18 protein-coding genes are annotated in these 21,037 nt (G+C 42.6%); 10 read left to right on the forward strand and 8 right to left on the reverse strand.

What is annotated here, in order from left to right:
• Positions 1 to 17 precede the first annotated feature (17 nt).
• The 5 genes from IPL35_13850 (at position 18) to IPL35_13870 (ending at position 5,621) form a co-directional block, all read left to right on the forward strand.
• The gene (locus IPL35_13850) at positions 18 to 2,747 is read left to right on the forward strand and encodes an agmatine deiminase family protein (GenBank protein MBK8444422.1); all 2,730 of its coding nucleotides are present in this window, start codon (positions 18 to 20) and stop codon (positions 2,745 to 2,747) included.
• A 270-nt stretch (positions 2,748 to 3,017) separates the two neighbouring features.
• On the forward strand, positions 3,018 to 4,133 hold the full coding sequence (locus IPL35_13855) for an 8-amino-7-oxononanoate synthase (protein MBK8444423.1): 1,116 nt from the start codon (positions 3,018 to 3,020) through the stop codon (positions 4,131 to 4,133).
• An 85-nt stretch (positions 4,134 to 4,218) separates the two neighbouring features.
• Positions 4,219 to 5,004, forward strand: a complete 786-nt coding sequence (locus IPL35_13860) for a TerC family protein (protein ID MBK8444424.1) — start codon at positions 4,219 to 4,221, stop codon at positions 5,002 to 5,004.
• Between the two features lie 30 nt (positions 5,005 to 5,034).
• Entirely contained in the window at positions 5,035 to 5,340 is a 306-nt protein-coding gene (locus IPL35_13865) for a hypothetical protein (GenBank protein MBK8444425.1), read from the forward strand.
• On the forward strand, positions 5,283 to 5,621 hold the full coding sequence (locus tag IPL35_13870) for a hypothetical protein (protein ID MBK8444426.1): 339 nt from the start codon (positions 5,283 to 5,285) through the stop codon (positions 5,619 to 5,621). The genes IPL35_13865 and IPL35_13870 overlap by 58 nt, the downstream gene beginning before the upstream one ends.
• Positions 5,622 to 5,795: 174 nt before the next feature.
• On the opposite strand, the gene IPL35_13875 is transcribed toward IPL35_13870, so the two are convergent.
• Both IPL35_13875 and IPL35_13880 read right to left on the reverse strand, forming a co-directional pair.
• Positions 5,796 to 6,596, reverse strand: a complete 801-nt coding sequence (locus tag IPL35_13875) for a mechanosensitive ion channel (protein ID MBK8444427.1) — start codon at positions 6,594 to 6,596, stop codon at positions 5,796 to 5,798.
• A 283-nt stretch (positions 6,597 to 6,879) separates the two neighbouring features.
• On the reverse strand, positions 6,880 to 8,697 hold the full coding sequence (locus IPL35_13880) for a DUF349 domain-containing protein (protein ID MBK8444428.1): 1,818 nt from the start codon (positions 8,695 to 8,697) through the stop codon (positions 6,880 to 6,882).
• Between the two features lie 525 nt (positions 8,698 to 9,222).
• On the opposite strand from IPL35_13880, the gene IPL35_13885 reads away from it, so the two are divergent.
• Entirely contained in the window at positions 9,223 to 9,690 is a 468-nt protein-coding gene (locus IPL35_13885; protein ID MBK8444429.1) for an OsmC family protein, read from the forward strand.
• A gap of 78 nt (positions 9,691 to 9,768) precedes the next feature.
• Positions 9,769 to 10,944 carry a HAMP domain-containing histidine kinase gene (locus IPL35_13890; protein MBK8444430.1) on the forward strand — a complete coding sequence of 392 codons (1,176 nt, stop codon included), beginning with the start codon at positions 9,769 to 9,771 and terminating at the stop codon, positions 10,942 to 10,944.
• Between the two features lie 20 nt (positions 10,945 to 10,964).
• On the opposite strand, the gene IPL35_13895 is transcribed toward IPL35_13890, so the two are convergent.
• Positions 10,965 to 11,807, reverse strand: coding sequence for a T9SS type A sorting domain-containing protein (locus tag IPL35_13895; protein ID MBK8444431.1), 843 nt, complete (start codon positions 11,805 to 11,807; stop codon positions 10,965 to 10,967).
• Between the two features lie 415 nt (positions 11,808 to 12,222).
• On the opposite strand from IPL35_13895, the gene IPL35_13900 reads away from it, so the two are divergent.
• The 3 genes from IPL35_13900 (at position 12,223) to IPL35_13910 (ending at position 16,225) form a co-directional block, all read left to right on the forward strand.
• Complete coding sequence (locus IPL35_13900; protein ID MBK8444432.1) at positions 12,223 to 14,553, forward strand: TonB-dependent receptor; 2,331 nt, start codon at positions 12,223 to 12,225, stop codon at positions 14,551 to 14,553.
• A gap of 144 nt (positions 14,554 to 14,697) precedes the next feature.
• Positions 14,698 to 15,186 carry a ribonuclease H-like YkuK family protein gene (locus IPL35_13905; GenBank protein MBK8444433.1) on the forward strand — a complete coding sequence of 163 codons (489 nt, stop codon included), beginning with the start codon at positions 14,698 to 14,700 and terminating at the stop codon, positions 15,184 to 15,186.
• 151 nt (positions 15,187 to 15,337) lie between these two features.
• On the forward strand, positions 15,338 to 16,225 hold the full coding sequence (locus tag IPL35_13910) for an ABC transporter substrate-binding protein (protein MBK8444434.1): 888 nt from the start codon (positions 15,338 to 15,340) through the stop codon (positions 16,223 to 16,225).
• 6 nt (positions 16,226 to 16,231) lie between these two features.
• Here IPL35_13910 and rsmG read toward each other — a convergent pair whose 3' ends face one another.
• From rsmG to IPL35_13935, 5 genes are all read right to left on the reverse strand, one after another.
• Entirely contained in the window at positions 16,232 to 16,858 is a 627-nt protein-coding gene (gene rsmG, locus IPL35_13915; GenBank protein ID MBK8444435.1) for a 16S rRNA (guanine(527)-N(7))-methyltransferase RsmG, read from the reverse strand.
• The gene (locus tag IPL35_13920) at positions 16,851 to 17,987 is read right to left on the reverse strand and encodes a glycosyltransferase (GenBank protein ID MBK8444436.1); all 1,137 of its coding nucleotides are present in this window, start codon (positions 17,985 to 17,987) and stop codon (positions 16,851 to 16,853) included. The genes rsmG and IPL35_13920 overlap by 8 nt, the downstream gene beginning before the upstream one ends.
• Positions 17,988 to 18,020: 33 nt before the next feature.
• Positions 18,021 to 18,956 (reverse strand): bifunctional riboflavin kinase/FAD synthetase, encoded by a 936-nt coding sequence (locus IPL35_13925; protein MBK8444437.1) that lies wholly within the window; start codon positions 18,954 to 18,956, stop codon positions 18,021 to 18,023.
• Complete coding sequence (gene truB, locus IPL35_13930; GenBank protein ID MBK8444438.1) at positions 18,957 to 19,694, reverse strand: tRNA pseudouridine(55) synthase TruB; 738 nt, start codon at positions 19,692 to 19,694, stop codon at positions 18,957 to 18,959. It abuts the gene before it with no gap.
• A 98-nt stretch (positions 19,695 to 19,792) separates the two neighbouring features.
• Entirely contained in the window at positions 19,793 to 20,860 is a 1,068-nt protein-coding gene (locus tag IPL35_13935) for an alpha/beta hydrolase (GenBank protein ID MBK8444439.1), read from the reverse strand.
• Between the last annotated feature and the right edge of the window lie 177 nt (positions 20,861 to 21,037).

The raw sequence follows: 21,037 nt of genomic DNA on the forward strand, positions 1-21,037 counted from the left end.
CTTATTTTAATTTTAATATGAAAAAGTATTACATTCTCTTTATTCTCTGCTTGTTGTTGTCGCCTGCGGCAAGGGCGCAAAATAAAAATTTACCCGCTTCGCTCACCCCCGAAGAAGCACAACAAATGCCTGCTTATCTAGCAAATATCGCTGGACAAAAAGGAATTACTACACCGCCGCCCGCACCAGTGCGCACACCCGCCGAATGGGAAGAAGGTGAAGCACTTTGTATTACTTGGACGAGCTATACAGATATTTTGACACAAATTGTGCAATACGCTGTGAACGAAATGGACGTATATATCATTTGCTCTAATCCTTCTACTGTACAAACACAACTTACCAATGCGGGCATCAACCTTGCCAATGTGCATTTTTTGCAAGAGCCTTTTAATAGTGTTTGGATACGCGACTACGGACCCTGGAGCGTGTATGCCAATGATGTAAGTACGCCTTATATCGTAGATTGGATTTACAACCGCCCCCGCCCAGATGATGATGTGTTGCCCGATGCTATCGCCGCTTATGCCAATATTCCGATTTACAGCATGACCGCCGCCCCTTACGACCTCACCGATACCGGCGGCAATTTCCAAACAGATGGCTGCGGAACGGCTTTTTCATCCAAGTTGATTTTAGATGAAAACCCCACCAAAACCGAAGCCCAGATTGATAATATCAAAAACCTGTATATGGGCATTGACCGTTATATTAAAATGGACGTGCTGCCTTACGATGGTATTCATCATATTGATATGCACATGGCGATGCTCGACGAAGAAACGATTTTATTTGGCGAGTATCCGGCGGGTATTTCTGACGGACCACAGATAGAAGCCAATATTGATTATATCCAAAATAATTTCACCACTGCTTTTGGCAATCCGTATCGCATTGTGCGCGTGCCGATGCCTCCCGATGCCAGTGGGCAATATCCGAATGCGGGCGGCGATTATCGTACCTACACCAATTCTATTTTTTTAAACAAAACCATTTTGGTTCCCATCTACAATCACGCTTCCGATGCTGACGCTTTGGCTACTTATCAAGCTGAACTCCCAGGATATAATGTAGTGGGTATCAACTGCAACAATATTATTTCGGCGAGCGGCGCACTCCACTGCATCACCAAAGTGGTACATAGCAACGACCCTTTGCGCATTGCTACCGCCCGACTTTATAATACCTGCGAGACCACCGCCCGCACCGTACAGGCTATTATTCAGCACGAAAGCGGCATCAGCAGCGCAAATGTTTATTACAAAACGACAGCAGGAGGCACTTATACTGCTATCCCGATGACGCTCGTTGATGCTGCCGAAGCACGTTGGGAGGCGCAAATTCCGGCACAAAGCGCGGGTACTTCGGTGTATTATTATATTGAGGCTACCGCTGTTTCGGGAAAAACACAGGTGCGCCCTATCACCGCACCCAACGGCTATTTTAAATATACCATTGAAAATGTAAGCGGTGTGCCTGTCGTAGATTTTTCGCAATCGGCGACCTCGGTGTGTCCGGGTACGACAGTACAATTCAATGAAATAACGAGTTGTGGCACAACCGCTTGGAATTGGACGTTTACAGGTGGCACCCCCGCCACTTCTACTTTGCCCAATCCGGTGGTTACATACAGCAGTTCGGGCACATTCAGTGCTTCGCTCACTGCCACTAATGCCAATGGCAGCAGTACAAAAACCGTCAGTACTGCCGTGAGTGTATTGAGTGGTGTAGAGCCTTTTAGCGATGATTTTACCGCCAATACCAATAACTGGAGCATCAGCAATCCTTCGGGTACTATCACTTGGGCGTGGAAAGGCAATATCACCTGCGGCAGCGGCACTATTGCGCTCAATAATTTTGATTACAACAGTTCGGGAGCGAACGATTATTTTTCGGCTACGCTGGATTTAAGCGGCTATCAGGATGCTCAGTTGCAGTTTGATGTGGCGTATGCCGGATACAATACTACCTATTGCGACCGCTTGAAAGTAAATGTAATTCCTTGCGCGGGCAGTGCGCAAACTTTATACGACAAAAGTTGCGCCACACTCAATACCGCCGCCAATACCACTTCTGCATTTTCGCCCAATGCTTGCAGCCAGTGGCGAACCGAAACCATCAATTTAGCTGCTTTTGACGGGCAATTGGTAACTATTCAGTTTCAGAATATTAACGGCTACGGCAATTGGATTTATATTGATGATATTGTTATTTCGGGAACACCCGTTTCTTGTGAGAACGACCTCACTTTAAATGCTGCTATTGCCGGAAATGAGGAGCATTTGGCGGCACAAAGCATTACCGCCACCAACAGCATTGCCGCCGGAGCAATGGTAACATACAGTGCGGGGCAGTGGATTGATTTAAAAGACGGTTTTACAGCCGTAAGCGGTTGTGATTTTCACGCATACATCGGCGGCTGTACACCTAAATCCGATAACAACGCTACTATAACAATGGAGAAGGTAAATGAAAATACCGCTTTGCGCTTGGCACTGTCGCCCAATCCTTTGCAGGGAAACCGCTTGTTGTTGCATCTTATCAATCAGGTTGCCGATATGGAGCAAGTACAAATAGATTTAATTGATGTAAAAGGACAAACAGTGCGCCGATTGCCTCAACAATTACTGCCATTAGGCAATACGCTGCTTTCTTTTGACGAAATAAATTTGCCTTCTGGTTTGTATATTTGTCGTGTGTTGCAGCAGGGTGGCGTAATGCAAACTACAAAAGTAATAGTGCCTTAAAAAGTAAAAATTAAAATTGATTTTTATGCAAAAAAAATGATTTTAAAATTTATTTATATATAAATACAAAAAAGAACACATATTGATATTGTGCGAAAATATCAAAAAAATCTGTAGTGCATTTATCTTGTGCTACAGATTTTTTTGATAAAATCCATTCAATATTTTATATTTTGAATAGGAACGAAAATTTTTTAAAATAAGCAGTTTCTGAAAATACGGACTTACTTCAGGATAAAATCAGAAAAGAGTACAATTTTTTTTAAAAAAATGATGAACAACAATCCACCGCATTTGGCTGCTGCTTTAGCAAAAAGAACGGAAAATGCCTCTTTGCGGCGTTTGCTACCCGAAAATACACTGGCAGATTTTGCCTCTAATGATTATTTGGGCTTGGCACGCAGCGAATTGTTGCGCTCACGTTTTTTGGAAAAATTATACCGATACCCGCACATCAACGGCGCGGGCGGCTCGCGCTTGTTGCGCGGCAACAGCAGTCTCCACGAACACCTCGAAGCACAATTGGCGGCTTTTCACGGCAGCGAAGCGGCTTTGCTTTTTTCCTCTGGATTCGAGGCCAATGTGGGACTGATGTCGTGTATGGCGCAGCGCGGCGACCATATTCTGTACGACGAATACTGCCACGCCTCTATCCGTGATGGCTTGCGCCTGAGTTTTGCACATACCCACGCCTTTCGTCACAACGATATGGAGCAACTGAAAGAGCAGTTGCAAAAATTGAAGGGCGGACAGGTTTACATTGTTGCCGAATCTTTGTATTCTATGGACGGAGATTTTGCACCCCTGCACGACCTCGTAGCTTTGGCACAGCAATACGGAGCTTGGTTGGTGATAGATGAAGCGCATACCAACGGTATTTACGGCGAGGCAGGAGCCGGTTGGGTACAGGCGCAGGGGCTGGCAGATGCTGTATGGGCGCGGGTGCATACTTTTGGCAAGGCGGTGGGCAGCAGTGGCGCAGCAATCGTGGGCACGGCACTTTTACGCCAATATTTAATTAATTATTGTCGCAATTTTATCTATACCACCGCCGTTCCTTTGCATCAGGTATTACATATACAAACGGCTTATGAGCTACTGCCCGAATTAAACAAAGCACGCAAGCAATTACAGGCACATATTCATTTATTTCAGCGTGAAATGCCCACTATTGCCGTTCATTCGGCGGTTATTTCGCACATTATCGGCGGTAACGAAGCCACTCGCGCCGCTGCCCACGCATTGCAGGAGCAGGGCTTTGATGTGCGCCCTATTTTATACCCCACCGTACCACAGGGCAGCGAGCGGTTACGCATTAGTTTGCACAGTTTTAATTCCGAAGAAGAAATAAAAAATCTGATAAAAAACCTACATTTGCCGAACTAAACTAAAGAGCCTTATAGAATGTTGGAACTAAGGCGGAAATGAAAATGTTTTTTGACTTGAAAAAAATATAATCATACATATACGAATGGATCAAATTTTTACTTCTACCAATTTAGTAAGTTTACTCACACTTACCTTTTTAGAAATCGTTTTGGGGATTGACAATATCATATTTATATCCATTGTTACGCATCGTTTACCCAAAAATTTACAAGCCAAAGGGCGTAGTATCGGATTAATGTGTGCGCTGGTATTTCGGATTATTTTATTGTCATTTATCAGTTGGTTGGCGCATTGGAAACAACCCTTGTTTTATGTGGGCGAATTTGGTGTGAGCGGGCGCGATTTGATATTATTGGCGGGGGGCTTGTTTTTGATTGGAAAGAGTGTATCCGAAATACACCAAAAACTCGAAGGCGACCCTATGGTGACAAAAGACGGCAAGCGGGTTACTTTGGGGCAGGTTATTTTTCAGATTATTATTATTGATATTGTTTTTTCTTTTGATTCCATACTTACGGCGGTAGGATTGGTCAATAATGTGCCGATTATGATTACGGCGGTAGTGATTTCTATGTTTATTATGCTGCTATTTTCTGGATATATCAGCGAATTTATCAATCGTCACCCCACCATCAAAATATTGGCATTATCGTTTTTGATAATGATAGGAATGATGCTCGTAGCCGAAAGTTTGCATCAGGAAGTACCCAAAGGTTATGCTTATTTTGCGATGTTTTTCGGATTAGCCGTAGAAATGATCAATATGCGGGTGCGTCCTTCTTCCTCAAAACCGGTGGATTTGGTAGATACTTTTGATGAAGAATCTAAATATGTGGGCAAGGATTTCAATGAAGAAGAAGGAAAATAAAAAGACTTATACAGGATTTTTTAGAAAAATATGCAAAAAGGAAAAACGCTCGGATTGCTGGCAGGGATAATAGCATTTTTGCTGGTATCGCGCTACGGTTGTTTTTATGCTCAAAAACAATATGATACCGTGCGCCGCCCCTGGGCTTACAGCAATGACGCTGCACAGCCGCTATTGGTGGGAGCGTGGCAGGGTACTTGCACCGATGCGGACGGTGTTGCTCATCAGGTGAGTTTGGAAATATTTGAACCCCTCAGCGATGAAAACGCTGGAAGAGAATGGGCAAACCGCACAAAAAACGCAGTCGCAGCAGCCCCACTTTTTTTGATGGTGTAGCCGTAATAGACACCAAAGGGCGTAAAGACTCTTGCGAAATCTGGGGCGGCTTGGATAAAGCTGACGGCAAAGAAATTCATTTTCAGTTGCGTCCTTTCAACGACCACCACCCTGTGGGCTTCAATCTCAACAGTTGCGAAGGCAGATGGAACGGCAATACCTTAGATTTGAGCGCGGGTTTTTCGTGGTTTCGTGAAGATGGAAGCAGTTTTTCGGACAGTGCCGACCCTCGCTACGATTATAAAGGGAAGTTGCTGATGTCGCGGCGCACCCAACAGTAAATTTAATTTCTGAAAAAATAAAAGCCTCAATTTTTACATTGAGGCTTTTTTGTACACTGCCTTTAAACAGAGGTACTCAATCATTAACACAAAACTTCTTCTTTTATATTTTTATGTATTAAAATTTATTTTTCAATTAAAAAAAAACAATTTAAAACATAGGCTATATTTTTTTTAGGCATTATGAATGACACGTTGCGGAATAGGTGCGTTGATATGTGCTTCATCTAAGGCTTTGCGGGCAGCTTCGGCTACATTACCGCCTACTGCTGGTCCGTCACCGGGTTTGCACCAAGGGCGCACCGTCAATTGTATAGAAGTATCGCTCAAAGAGCTAACTACTACATCAGCCGCCGGATTTTTCATTACCATTGGATTTTTGTTGATAGCGTTTAAAATCGCTTCCCTTGCTTTTTGAATATCCGAACCATAATTAATAGATACGGGAATTTGTAAACGAATGTTATCATTTGCCGACACAATTGTCATCTGACCATTTGCCAAAGCACCATTGGGCTGCACGATACGGATATTGTCCATTGTTTCCAAAATAGTATTAAATACCTGAATTTCACGCACAAAACCTTCTGCACCCTGTGCTTTGATATAATCGCCTACTTTAAAGGGACGGAAAATGAGCAGCAAAGCACCGCCGGCGAAATTGGATAAGCTGCCTTGCAGTGCCAAACCTACCGCCAAACCCGCAGCTCCTAAAATAGCAACAAACGAAGTAGTTTGTATGCCCAAAGTAGAGGCAATAGCGAGAATAAGAGAAACCTTCAATAAAACATCAACAATGGAAATTAAAAATGGCTGTAAAGTTTCGTCAATTTGTCTTTTGTTCATGTAGCTATGCAATCTCTTTACAATGAACTTAATAATGCGCAAACCTACAAAGAGCAATAAAAATGCTAATAAAATTTTACCGCCATAAGAAATAAGCAATGGCAAAATACTGTCTAAGTTGAAATTCATAAAAATTTGATTAAAAAATTAAATAATGTAATAAAAAATATTGCTGTTGTTGTTGAGGCGTTTTTATTTTAATGACGGCACTTTGATAAAAAAGTAACAAAAAATACGGATTGCGGTAATTGTACAAAAAATGGTTTATACAAAGACAAATAGCAATAAACTATTGAGCAATAAACTTTTACAGATAGAATAAGACATAGAAGTGAGGGGGGCAAAAAAAAATAAAAAAACCGTTTTTGAGTGTTTCCCAAAAACGGTTTTTTAAAAAAAGAAGTAAAAAAAATTACAAAGCTGCCTCCGGCGGCGTATTGTTATTTTCTGTTTTTGCGTTCATTTGCTGATACAAAATGTTCATTTCGTTGCGGGCGCGCTCAATATTTTGTTGTATTTGCTCGCGAATCGGGTTGGGTTTTCCGTTGTCTTTCAAAAATCCGAGATTATTTTCATAATTGCTGATTTCATCGCGCAAGCTCTGAATTTTTTGTTCTATCGGATTGCGTTGGCTACTGCCGCGGCGTTCATACTCCTGCGATGGTGAGCTGCTGCGGTCTTGGCGCATCGTGTTCAGATGCTCTTCAAGGCGTTGTGCCCGCGCTCCGGTGCGCAAAGCTTTGGCAATAGTAAATTTAGCATCAATTACATCTTGAAAACGCTTTGTTATTTCTTTTTTTGATTTAATAGGCACAAAACCGATTTCATTCCATTGAGCGTTATAATCGCGGAGGCGGTCAAAAGCGGTTTCTGCATTTTCTTCAACGGAGTAATTGCTGATTTCCTCGAGCAGAGCCAATTTTTTAGCCAAATTTTCTTCATAAATTACACTAACACTTTCGTTGTGTTCTTTGCGGGCATTGAAAAACACATCACAGGCAGTTCTGAAACGCTGCCACAATTCGTTTTCCTCTTTTTGCGGCGCAGGACCAGCAACTTTCCATTCTTTTTGTAGTTGAACAAACTGGTCGCCGGCAGCTTGCCAGTCTTGGCTGTGCTGCAAAGCCACCGCTTTTTCGCACAATGTTTTTTTGATTTCGGCACTGTTGCGGCGTATTTCGTCAATACCGCCGAAATGTTCGCGGCGTTTGTTGTAAAAAGTGTCGCATACTTGGCGAAATGCTGCCCACGCTTCTTCGTTGTTGGTGGAGTAGCCGATTTCTTTCCATTGTGTTTGCAGGGCTTGAATTTCTTCAGTCGCTTGTTTCCACGCTTCCTGCCCTTCCAAGGGGCGTTCGCAAATCGCTTGAACGGCATCGCAGAGGTCAACTTTCTTTTTGAGATTATCGCCCATTTCTTCGCGTTTGGTGCTGTAATGACCGTCAATTTTTTGCATAATGCCATCTACATAATGACGATAATTTTGATTGATTTCGTCTTTTTTATCAATGGGTACTTGCCCACTTTCGTACCATTGTGTTTGTAAGTGGCGGAGTTCTTTCTCTACATCGCGCAAAGGCATTTCCGAAGCAGACAAAGTTTGCAAAGCGGAAATAATTTGCTGTTTGTTGTTTAAATTGCGTTGGTGGTCAATGTCGCGCATTTCACGGATTACCTGAATATGGTGCGTCATTTTGTCCATCAAAAAATTAAAATCGGATTGTGTGTCGGCGTATTCGGGAGCATTAACGCGCCCTATTTCATTCCAGCGCAGCCGCAGTCCTTTCATTTGTTCAAAATTTACTCTTCCTTGTTCTGCCTCCTGTACCAATCCGCGCAATTCGTGGAGAAGTTCGCGTTTTGCCAATAATTTTTTTTGTTCTTCGGTAGCACTGATGATGCGGGCAATTTCAACTTTCTGATAATATTCTTTGATGAGATTATCAAAATGCTCATCTAACATATCTTTAGATGCCGTCTTTTTCGGAGCAGCAGCAGGTGCAGGATTTTCCGCACTTGTTTCAATGTTGAGTGCTTCGGGCGGTGCGTCGTCGGTGCCGGCAATGCTGTCTGTGGCATTGTTATCATCGGCGGCAGCGGGTGTGGCAGGTGCTGTTTCGCGCAGTAAACGGCGGTAATTGCCTTGTAAATGGCGCACTTCGCGTCCTATTTTAATTAGGTCATCTTGTTTCAATAGTTGCTCTAATTGACTAATCAGTTGCTCCTTCATGCTAAAATGTTGTCGGAAAAATAGTTGGTGATGAAAAAAATAAGTAAAGAGTTGCGAAGTTAGGTAAAAAATATTTTATGCAAAAAAAAACTTCATTAATAAAAAATATGTTTTTATCATTAATATTGAACATATTTTAATATTGAACAATTTGAAGTGATTATATACGCACAAAACAAACACAAACAAATGATGATTAACACTAAAGTTTTAAGTATAGAGAATACTTTATATTTTGGTAAAATATTTTTTAAAAAAACTATTTAAACCCGTATGATTTTAGGCTATAATGAGTCTAATTCCGCAAGTTCAAAATTTTTTATAAAAAAAGAGATACCTGATTTGCACGAGATTTTAAGCTATCATTTATCTTGTGGATATATTGCAGCATCAGATTAAATAATGAAAATTATAAACACTTGCTTGCGATGTGAAATTTTATGCATCTTCAACGGTTTGTTTTTTTTAAAATGGATTAAAACATACAAATTCATTTAATTGCAAATAAATTTATATTGTTTTGATATGAAAAAGCATCACTATCAAGCCACTGTTCAATGGACAGGTAATGTGGGTTCGGGAACAAGCGGCTATCGCAATTATGAAAGAAGTCATACGATTTCTATTGATAATAAAACGGATATTTTGGGTTCTTCTGACCCTGCCTTTCGCGGCGATGCTGCCAAACACAACCCCGAAGAATTATTGGTTGCTTCTTTGTCGGCGTGTCATTTGTTGTGGTATTTGCACTTGTGTGCCGAAGCAGGAGTGGTGGTGCTGGAGTATGCAGATACAGCGACAGGCATTATGCAGGAAACCGCCACGAACGGCGGTCATTTTACGGAAGTTACGCTACACCCTTTTGTGGTGGTAGCCACTGCCGATATGACAGAAAAAGCCCTCGAACTCCACCAAAAAGCACACCAACTGTGTTTTATTGCCAATTCTGTAAATTTTCCGGTATTGCACCGCCCAACAGTAAAAGTGGCATAAATAAAAACATTCTTTTGGGTTTTCCGTTGATTGATTGAAAACGACAATTTTTTACGGATTTTTCAGCATCTTAGCAGCATGAATATTTACCGACAGGAATTTTATTGGCGTATCGGCTTATTGATTTTTGCCCTGTTCATCGTCATTGCTTCGCTTATTTATAATAATCAGCTCGCCAACAAATTATCGCAGGAGGAGCGCAAAAAAGTGGAAATGATAGGAACGGTGTATTCAAAGATTATCCAAGCCAATGAGAATACAGATTTGAGTTTTGAGTTTGCTTTTATTCAAAACAATACCACTGTGCCACTCATTATCACCGACCAGCAGGGCAATGTTCTGCGTGAATTTACGCGAAACTTAGACGAAAAAAAAATTGAAGATGATGCTTATCTGGTAAAGGAATTGCGCTCGATGAAAAAAGCCTACGAGCCGGTGACGATAGCTTTGGACAGCAACACCCATCAATATTTATACTACAAAGATTCTGAATTATTGTCGCAGTTGCGGATTTATCCTTATGTACAACTCGGCATTATTACACTTTTTTTAGTAGTTACCTATTTTGCATTTATGTCGGCGAAGCGAGCCGAGCAAAATCAGGTGTGGGTGGGTATGGCACGCGAAACAGCACATCAAATCGGAACACCTTTGTCGTCTTTATCGGCGTGGACAGATGTGCTTGCCGAGAGCGACGAGCGCGGCACCCGCGATATAGCCGCCGAAATTTCAAATGATGTGAGCCGTTTGGAACTCATCGCCGAGCGTTTTTCCAAAATAGGCTCAAAACCCAAAATGGAAATCACACTGCTCAACACCTCTTTGCTCAAAACATTCAGATATATGGAACGTCGTGCTCCACAAAAAGTGCGCATGACCAATAACCTGACGCAGATTTCCGATATTCAGGTGCCGGCGAGTGCGCCACTTTTGGACTGGGTGTTGGAAAACCTCCTCAAAAACGCCTTAGATGCGATGGAAAGCGGCGAAGGCTCTATTTCGGTAACATTGAGCGAAACCGACCAACACGCCGTTATTGATGTAAAAGACAGTGGAAAAGGTATTTCTAAAAGTGAATTTGAGCGGGTATTTAAACCGGGTTACAGCAGTAAAAAACGCGGTTGGGGTTTGGGGCTTTCGCTATCCAAGCGTATTATAGAAGAATACCACGACGGAAAAATTTTTGTACATCAATCTGCTTTGGGAAAAGGTACTTCGTTCAGGATTTTATTGCCCAAACAAGTAAGCGCATAATAATAAAACAATTCGTTTTTTTATTGCACCAATAAGCGCATAAAATGAGATTCCTGATTGGCTTCTAGATTAATAACATACAAACCGCTTTCCCATTGCGCCGTAAAAATATTGAGTTGGTTGTTGCCTTCGAGCGATGCAAAAGACTGTTTGAGTAATACACGCCCCGATAAATCACTCACCTGAATACGCACCAAACGACTCGAAGATGTATAAAAATTGAGCAAATGACTTTGGTCGCCGAGTAATTGAACCGTGGGAGCAACGGTAGGTGTTTTTGTATGCGATATGCTTGTATTTTGTTGTTCGCAATCAATCACCTGCAAGCAATATTTTGCACTGTCTTCTACTACATCATAGCACCAATCTACTTTTGCTATGGCAGCATAAAGGTTTAGTTCTCTGAGTAAGTCGTCTAATGCTACAATGTCCGTTCCTTTGTGGTCACGCACACAAGCGATAAAATCCTGAAAAGCCATACGCCCTTCAATACAGGGATTGAGGGCTTGTACATAGGGGTTTTCTATCATCTGATAAAATTCATCTTGATTGTAGGCAAATCCCGTAAAACAATATTCTCCGGCGGGATAAGGTGTTCCGTTGTCCTTATTGCTGAAATCAAAAATACCATCATCACTGGTGCCTATAATGTCGCCATTGGCATCATTGCTGACAATGAAAGTATAAAGTGAAGTATTGGAATTTTGTAGCGCAATTTCATTACGCAACAACATTTTTTCATTGTCGGAGCCGTCGTTGCAAATATGCGTGTAAAAAGGAGCAGTAGGTACACCCGCTTCTGCCGGACAATGTGTATTTGCCAACAGCAGATTACACCAAGTTTCCAATAAAACAAATAACAAACAAGAGAGTAGATGTTTTTGCATAATACTATACAAAAATATAAAAATGCCCCGTCATTACACTATTCCATACCTCACCTTGTGCATTTTTTTGTTAAAAAAATCTGATATACCAATATTAAAATCCTTAGTACAGATTTTAATAAAAATTATAAACTTATTAATCTATATACTGCGTATAGCAAGTGTATAAAAAATCATATATATTGTATCGTAAAAATTTACTTGTTTTTCAAAAAATACCTATTTTGCAAAGTTTTCAAAAATAACCCTTTTCTGACCAAGCCTTATTTGCAATAATATTTGAAATAAAGTAGCTGTTTACACTGCAAAAATACATATAATAATTTCAAAATCAAAAAAATATAAGCAATACGCTCTTATGTTGTCAAAGTTACCCTTTTTTTTATTTTGTTTGCTTAGTTGGTGTAGTATAAAAGCGCAAGATGCTGTGGTGTATGGTATTGTTTACGACAAAAACTCCAATGAAACGCTCATCGGTACTACTATTGCTACCACAGTTGCCGGAAAAATGTTGGCCACCTCTGCTGACGAAAACGGCTATTACGAACTCAAATTGCCGGCGGGCAAGACCACCTTGAAAGTGAGTATGACCGGTTACAAACCCGCTTTATACGACGTGCGCGTAGATGGCGGCGAGCGAAAGGAATTGAATGTGTATTTGGAAGAAGAAAGTATAGCCATCAATGAGGTGGTGGTGAGTGCTACCAAAAATGAAAAACCCATCAGCGAAGTAACCGTCAGTATGGATATTCTGAAGCCGAATCTGATAGAAAATACCAATGCCACGGCTATTGACCAGACTTTGGAAAAAGTACCCGGCGTGAATATTATAGACGGGCAGGCAAATATTCGTGGCGGCAGTGGCTATTCGTATGGGGCGGGCAGCCGCGTGTTGTTGTTGGTAGATGATATGCCTATTTTAACGGGCGATGCAGGCTATACCGATTGGGGTTATATTCCTTTGGAAAATATTTCACAGGTAGAAATTATCAAAGGGGCAGCTTCGGCATTGTACGGTTCTTCGGCTCTCAACGGCGTTATTAATGTACGCACCCGCTACGCCACCAATAAACCCATTACCAAATTTTCTATTTTCAACAGTGTTTCGCAGTATCCCAAAGAGCACGATAATATTTGGTGGAAATATAGCGGTTTGCCTTATCTGAACGATATTCCCTTCTTGTCCAACGACACTACCGTTTCCGACCCCGACAAGCGTTTTCCCGCCTCCGCCGGTTTTGATTTTCTGCACGCGCGCAAAAGTGGCAAATGGGATTTTGTAGTGGGCACGAATGTGTTTACGGAAGATAGCTGGAGACGTGAGGAAATGCGCCGCCGCCTCCGCCTCAACGGAAATATCCGCTACCGCTTTACCGATTATATGAGTGCGGGGCTTAATTTCAACGCCCAAGCCAGTAAAAGCGTGTCGTTCTTCATTTGGGGCGGTGCCGACAATACTGTCACTCCCGACGAATACTATATCTCGTGGTCGTCTGTCAAAAACCACATCAACGTAGGGCGGCAATTCAACTTAGACCCTTTCTTTATTTATACAATGCCCGAATACAATATGCGTCTGAAAGTATTGGGGCGTTATTATCACCGCAGTTCGCAAAACAACACCAACCAAAGCACCCTGAGCGATATTTTTTATGGCGAAACGCAACTGCAAAAACACTGGGATACTACTTGGACAGTGACGGCGGGTCTTGTGGGTATGTACACTTGGACAGATGCCGAGCTTTACACTTCTGACGTAAATCTGATGTCGTCAAATGTGGGAGCTTATGCACAAGCCGACTGGAAATGGAAACGCTGGAATGTGTCTTTGGGAACGCGCTACGAAATGAATGCCATAACAGGCGTAAACAGCGAAAATAATCCCGACTCTCAGGCACCCAAAGATAAAGAAGCCAAACCGGTGGTGCGGATAGGTGCAAATTATCATTTGGCTGCTGCTACCTATTTGCGTGCTTCTTTTGGTCAAGGGTATCGCTTCCCGACCATCGCCGAGAAGTTTGTAGAAACAAATATCGGACAAATCAATATTTTCTCCAGCCCTGCGCTTAACTCCGAAACCGGATACAGTGCCGAGTTGGGATTAAAACAAGGCATACAAATCAGTGAATGGAAAGGGATTGCAGATGCTTCTGTATTTTATACGGAGTATCAGGATATGATGGAATTTACTTTTGGAGTATATGATGACGGCATTGGCTTTCGCTCGCTTAATATAGGTGATACGCGCGTTACAGGTTTTGAAGTATCCTTGATGGGACAAGGCAGAGTCGGAAATGTGCCCATTTCTCTATTGTTGGGTTACACTCATCTTAATCCGCAATTTAAAACTTTCAATGATGCCGTAAAACAAAGCACATCTAACCCTGACAAAAATGTATTGAAATATCGTTTTCGCCATACAGCCAAAGCCGATATAGAAGGCAGCTACAAACGCTGGGTAATGGGCGGCGCACTGCGCTACTACAGTTTTATGGAAGCCATAGATATTGTATTCCAAAATCTCATTCCGGGATTAAATAATTATCGCAAAACCTACACCAAAGGCGACATCGTAGCCGATATACGTCTTGCTTATCAACTCAACGAATATTCAAAAGTATCTGTATTGGTGAATAATCTTTTCAATCATCGTTATACACTGCGCCCTGCTCTGATAGAAGCACCACGCACTTTTACCATCAAATACGCCTACGATTTTTAGCACCGCAAAATAAACAGAGCGTTTAAAAGCGCGCTGAAAAAAGGCTTGTTTGAAAGAAAGAGTATAAGATGTGTTTGTTATTGTAACTATTTTTCCGCAATAGCGGTTATTTTATAACAACTTTAAAACAAACAAGCCAATAACATGGAATTAGAAAGTGTTAAATCGTGGAGGCGGCTGAACGGAGAAAGAATACTGACTCCCCTGAAAGAAGCCGTCAAGAAAACCTTGGAAGAAGAACGCGAAAAAGGCAACGAACTCAAAGTGTGTATCGGTACAGACTCGCAGGTGTATAGCCACGAAATAGAGTTTGCCACCGTTATTGTGTTTTTGCGCAAAGGCAAAGGCGGTTTTATGTTTATCAGCAACGACAGCGTGCGCCAGAACATGAGCCTCAAAGAACGTATGCTCACCGAAGTGGCGCGTTCTATTGGTGTGGCGTATGAGTTGTGCGATTTATTTGATACCTACCAGGTAGATATGGAAATCCACGCTGACATCAATACCAATCCGCAGTTCAAATCCAACGAAGCACTGAGCGAAGCGGTGGGTTATATTTTAGGAATGGGCTTTGCATTTAAAGCAAAACCCGATGCTTTCGCAAGCTCGTCCTGTGCCAATAAGGTGGTATAATAAAAAAAAAGAGATAAATGATACCCGAAAGATTTTCAACAGACTTTGCCGCCGAAGTCTGCTGAAAATCTTTTTTTGTATTTATGCCTGATTTTTTGAAAAAACATCAACGTTTTTAAAATTTTTATGTTTCTTTCTCAAAAAAAAATTCATGTCCCAATCCAACAACAATATCAATATTCGCATCGGCGGCGTACCCGAACATTTTAATATGCCTTGGTTTATAGCAATGGAGCGCGGCATTTTTCAAAATAAACCCTACGAAGTGGAGTGGGAGGAGTACGGCGGCGGCACCGGAGCTATGTGCAAAGCCCTGCGGGAAGGCACTTTGGATATCGCTGTTGCGCTCACCGAAGGCATCGTGGCAGATTTGGTGCGCGGCAATCCGTCAAAAATTGTGCGTTTGTTTGTAAAAACTCCTTTGGTGTGGGGCATTCATACGGGGGCGCAATCGCCGTATCAGCACGCCGATGAACTCAATGGGAAAATATATGCCATCAGTCGCAAATTGTCGGGTTCGCATCTGATGAGTTGTATTTATGCCGAAAACAACGCCTGGAATCCGCAGGAGCAGCAATTTTTGGAGATAGGCAATCTCAAAGGTGGTATAGCCGCCTTGGAAAACGGCACTGCTGATGCTTTTTTGTGGGAAAAATTTATGACACAGCCCTTTGTTCAATCGGGAGCAGTGCGGCGCATTGGCGAATGTATTACACCTTGGCCTTGTTTTGTGGTAGCAGCCCGCGAAGCGGTATTGGAGCAGCACCTAAATGTTGTTGCCGACATTATGGACACTATTTCGCGGATATGCCTCGATTTTATGAGCGACCCGCAGGCGATAGAGCAAATAGCGTGGCGATTTCAGTTGAGTTATACAGATGCCGAAACGTGGTTCAACCAAACTGAGTGGGCGAGTAGCAATCGCGTATCGCGCAAAATGCTACTCAATGTGTTGCACAGCCTCCGCAAAGTAGGCATAATAGACAGAAGTGCAGCCCCCCAGACCCTATGCAGCACATTGACGGAGTTGGTGGGGTGAGGAAAACTACGCCCTGAAATACACCACCTGCTTTTCTTCAAAAAAAGGCTCTCCCGCAAAGAGTTGGCGGAGGGGGTATTGCTGCAAATATACCGAAGGCGGCAGGGCGGCAATTTCCGCACTCAGGTCGCCCCCTTTGAGACAAATCCAGCCGTTGGGCGACTGTGGGCAGTGCCGCAAACTGTGTCGGCTCCACGCATACAGCTGCGCCAAAGGAGCTACGGCGCGGCTCGTTATGCAGTCGTATTGTTGTTTGGGTAATTGCTCCACGCGGGTAGCCACCGCCTGCACATTGTCCAATTCCAAAGCCTGCGCCACCGCCCCCGTCACGCGGATTTTTTTGGCAATGGAATCTGCTAAAGTAAAGCGCACCTGCGGAAAATAAATTGCCAAAGGAATACCCGGAAAGCCGCCGCCCGTGCCGATGTCTAAAACCTGCATACCCGCCGCCAACTGAAATTTTTTCGCTATCGCCAGCGAATGTAAAACGTGTTTGAGGTACAAATTATCAATATCGTTGCGCGAAATCACGTTTATTTTTTCGTTCCATTCCTTATATAGAGGTAGCAAAGCCTCAAAACGCGCTATCTGCGCACTGTTGAGTTGCGGAAAGAAGTGTAATATTTTATCCATAAGCGTCAAGAAAACAAAATTTCACCATTTTTTTGTTTAAAAAATAAAAAGGCGCGAAAAATATATAATACAGCAGATGCGCCACTTCAAAAAAAGCGAATTGCAGACAAGAAAGCGGCGGAAATTTAAAAACCCGCACGATGCCGTAAAATATTGCTGCGCTGAAAATTATTTTAAAAAAGACGGCTGCCGCTATCCATTTTTCAATATATGAATTATTTAAAAGTATATAAAATGCTGAAAAATAGAACAAAAATTGCGAAAAACTAAAAGCCGCCAAACGTATTTGCTGCGCTGTGGTGTAGTGGGTGGCGGTACTCAGATGTCGCCGTTTTTGCCGTATCCAGCTTGCAAAGTCGGGTGGGGCAGGGGAGTAGCAAAAACTGTCGGCGGTACTCACGAGTGCTGTATTAGCTCCCTTTGCGCTGCTGCTGATGAGCAAATCATCATCGCCGGAAACTAATTGCCGATATTTTTGCAGCATAAGTTCCGAAAAAAAACTTTTTCGGTAAGCAATATTGCGTCCTACGCCCATATAGGGCATACCCGCCGCTGCCCAAGCACCATATTGTACGGCGGTGAGGAGGGTTTCGTAATGCACCCACGCCGTAAGTAGCGATTTTTTGCCGGAATAAGGCGCGAAACCCAGCACTAAATTAATATCTTGTTGCTGGAAAGGTTGCACTATTTTTAAAGCCCATTGCGGCGATGCCGGAACACAGTCGGCATCGGTGAGTAAAAGTGCATCATAACTACTTGCCGCAATTCCCTGTGCAAGTGCATTTTTTTTTCCTTTTAAATGTGTGTTTTCTTCGCTTTGGACAATGTGCAAATGTGGATACTTTTTTGAAAATTCCTTTAAAATAAAGGCGGTTTCATCTTGCGAGGCATCATCTACTACCAATACCTCCCAGTCGGCGGGATATATTTGCTCTAGTACGAAAGGCAGGTTTTTTTGTAATAAAGAAGCGGCATTTTTGGCACAAATGACGATAGAAAGCGGCAGCGCAAAATTACTAACGTGCTTATTTTTGTTTTGTTGCGTTTTTAGGCGATAAAATTGATATGCAAAAAATAGATAATAAGCGATTTGCAGCAACAATGAAAATACAAACACTCCGTACATCAACGCTATCATTATATAGGTGCGGTGATTTTTTATTTATGCTCCGAAGAAAAAATCAAGAGCCGCCGCCTTGTCGCGAGATATTTGCTCAGTAAGTGCCGCCAAAGAAGAAAACTTTTGCTCATTGCGCAAGCGTTTTTTGAAAATAATTTCTATTTTTTCTCCATATATATCGCTATCAAAATCAATGATATGTGCTTCTATTTGTAATGGATTGCCTTCGCCTATACTGGGGCGTGTTCCAATATTGAGTACTGCGCGGTAGTGTTGCATACGCACTTGTACTTCCACTACATATACGCCATTGGCAGGAATGAGTTTGAGTTCGTCCTCTACCCACACATTGGCGGTCGGAAAACCAATGCTTCTGCCGAGTTGTTTTCCTTTTACTACAATACCGCGCAGGGCATAATCGTAGCCCAGATAGTCGGCGGCGGTGCTTACATCTCCCTCTTGCTGCAAAAGGCGGCGTATGTGTGTAGAGCTGACGGTGATATTATCAATGGTTTTTGCCGGAATTTCTTCAACCGTAAAACCTAAGTTTGTGCTATATTGCTTTAAAAATTCCAGATTGCCTGTGCGGTTTTTTCCAAAGCGGTGGTCGTAGCCGATCACCAAGCGGGCGGGTTTAAAATTTTTCCACAAAAAATCTTCTATATAGGCTTCGGGGCTTTGCTCGGAAAACTCGCGTGTAAAAGGAATGATGACGAGGTGGTCTAAATGCTGATGGGAGAGGAGTTCGCATTTTTCTTCCAATGTACTGAGCAGTTTCAAATCTTGTGCGGCACTGACCACGCTGCGCGGGTGCGGGTGAAAAGTGAGCAAAATACTTTCGCCCTGTGCTTGTTGTGCCTGTAGGCGGATGTGTTGCAGCAGCCGTTGATGCCCGCGATGTACGCCATCAAATGTGCCGATGGTAAGAACGGCATTGCGAAAAGGAGGTAAATGGGCGAGGCTGCGGTGAATGAGCATTTAAGAAGTTGGTAGCTGTTGTTTGAATTGCTGCAAAATTGCAACGAGTTCCTGTAATTGCCAAGCATCGGCGAGGTTGAAATTGCCGGAGCGAGTGCGCACCAAGCGGCTCAGATAGGCTCCGCTGTGGAGAGCGATACCGAAATCGTGGGCGAGGCTGCGGATATAAGTGCCTTTGGAGCAGCGCACACAGAAATCTACCTCGGGTAATTTTTTGCTGTTGGTGATGTTAAAATCTTGTATGAATACTTTGCGGGGGCTGCGCTCAATATCTTTTCCTTTGCGGGCAATTTCGTAGAGTTTTGTGCCGCCGACTTTAATGGCGGAGTACAAAGGAGGTAATTGATTTTGCTCGCCGATAAATTGTAAGGTGGTGCGCTGCAATATATCTTCAGAAAGATCTTCGTAAGGAAAAGTAGCATCAATGGCGGTTTCGGTGTCGTAAGAGGGAGTTGTAGCACCCAAACAAAAAGAGCCTTCATATTCCTTATCTTCGGCTTGCAGCAAATCTATTTGTTTGGTGAGTTTTCCGGTACATATCAGCAAAAGTCCGGTGGCTTTGGGGTCAAGTGTGCCGGCGTGTCCTACTTTTATGTTGCGCTGCGGCATTTGATAGCGTATTTTATTTACCACATCAAAAGAAGTCCAGTCCAAAGGCTTATCTACCAACAGCAATACGCCGGCGGCAAAATCAGGTATTTCGGAAATATTATCTTTTTTGTCAAAAATTGGAAACATAGCTGCAAAAATACGTCAAAAATGACGAAGCAATTATTTTATAATAAGCAATAGAAATATCTTTTATAAAGAATAAATCTTACTTCATACTTTATACTTTACCCAAACAACCATTTCACAGCTTTGGGAAATTCTTTGCCCCAGCGGGCTTCATTATGCAAGCCTCTTTGATTAATTTCCAGTCGGATATTTAACTTAGCAGTATCAACGCGTTTTTTTTCAAGTGTTACTTTCAAGTGTTTAAGTTGTTCTACCATTGTATTACTTTCTTTCACTCCGCCGTAAAGGTATATTTTACTGGGTAATTTTTCGTCGTAATGCATCGCTTCAAGTTCCATTTTGGAAGCCAGCCACAGCGAAGGGGAAAAAATCATCAACTTACTGAACACATCGGGATACAACAAACCGGCATAGATAGAAATAAGCCCGCCCAAAGAACTGCCGCCCACACCGGTATTGAGGCGGTCGGGCAGGGTGCGGTAGCGTTTGTCAATATAGGGTTTGAGGGTATTGGTAAGAAAATTTACATATTTTTTGCCTTCGCCCATTCCCCAGCGTTCTGTATTGAAAGGTACATACTCGCGGATACGGTCTTTGCCGCCGTGATCAATGGCAACCACAATCAGGTCACCGTAGCCTTTTTCGGCGAGCAGTGCCAGTTGCTGATCCACTTTCCAGCAGCCGTAGGGCGCGTTGGGGTCAATGAGGTTTTGACCATCTTGTAAATACAGTACCGGATAGTTGCGTTTGCTTTTGTAGTAGCCGTGTGGCAATAATACACCAATACTGCGTTTGCGGCGCAATTCTGGAATATCAAAATCATCGCTGATGACCTCCACAATCGGCAACAAATCCACTTTGTAGTCGTACTTGCTGCCGCGCCAGCGCGGTACAAAATCCTGCACAACGGGGAGGTGTTTGTTTAAAGTGCGGTTGTGCGGGGTATGTCCGTTTTCTGCCAATTCTTCATCTTCCCAAGAGCCTTTGGTGTATTTATATTCAAGGGGGAATTTGGGAACTTGGCTTTCTTCAAAAATAAAAGCATAACGACCTTTGGCAATTTGTTTCATGCGAAAACGCTCGTCCCGTGTATGCCAATGGTTGAAATCTCCGGTTAAATATACCGGACGTTCATCATCTTTTTGTGTAAATAATTCTACAACCAAAATAAAATTTTTTGAAAGGCAGATTAAATAATAAATTCACTACAAATTTATGTGCGACAAATGAGATGTACAAGCATTTTTATATTTTGCACACAACACTGACAGCTGTTTTTAAGAAAATGTAGCAATTTTGTTGCCAAGCTATACTGAATTTATTTATTCATTAACAAAAGTATC

The sequence above is a fragment of the Sphingobacteriales bacterium genome, from assembly GCA_016711285.1.
Classification (GTDB): Bacteria; Bacteroidota; Bacteroidia; order Chitinophagales; family UBA2359; genus JADJTG01.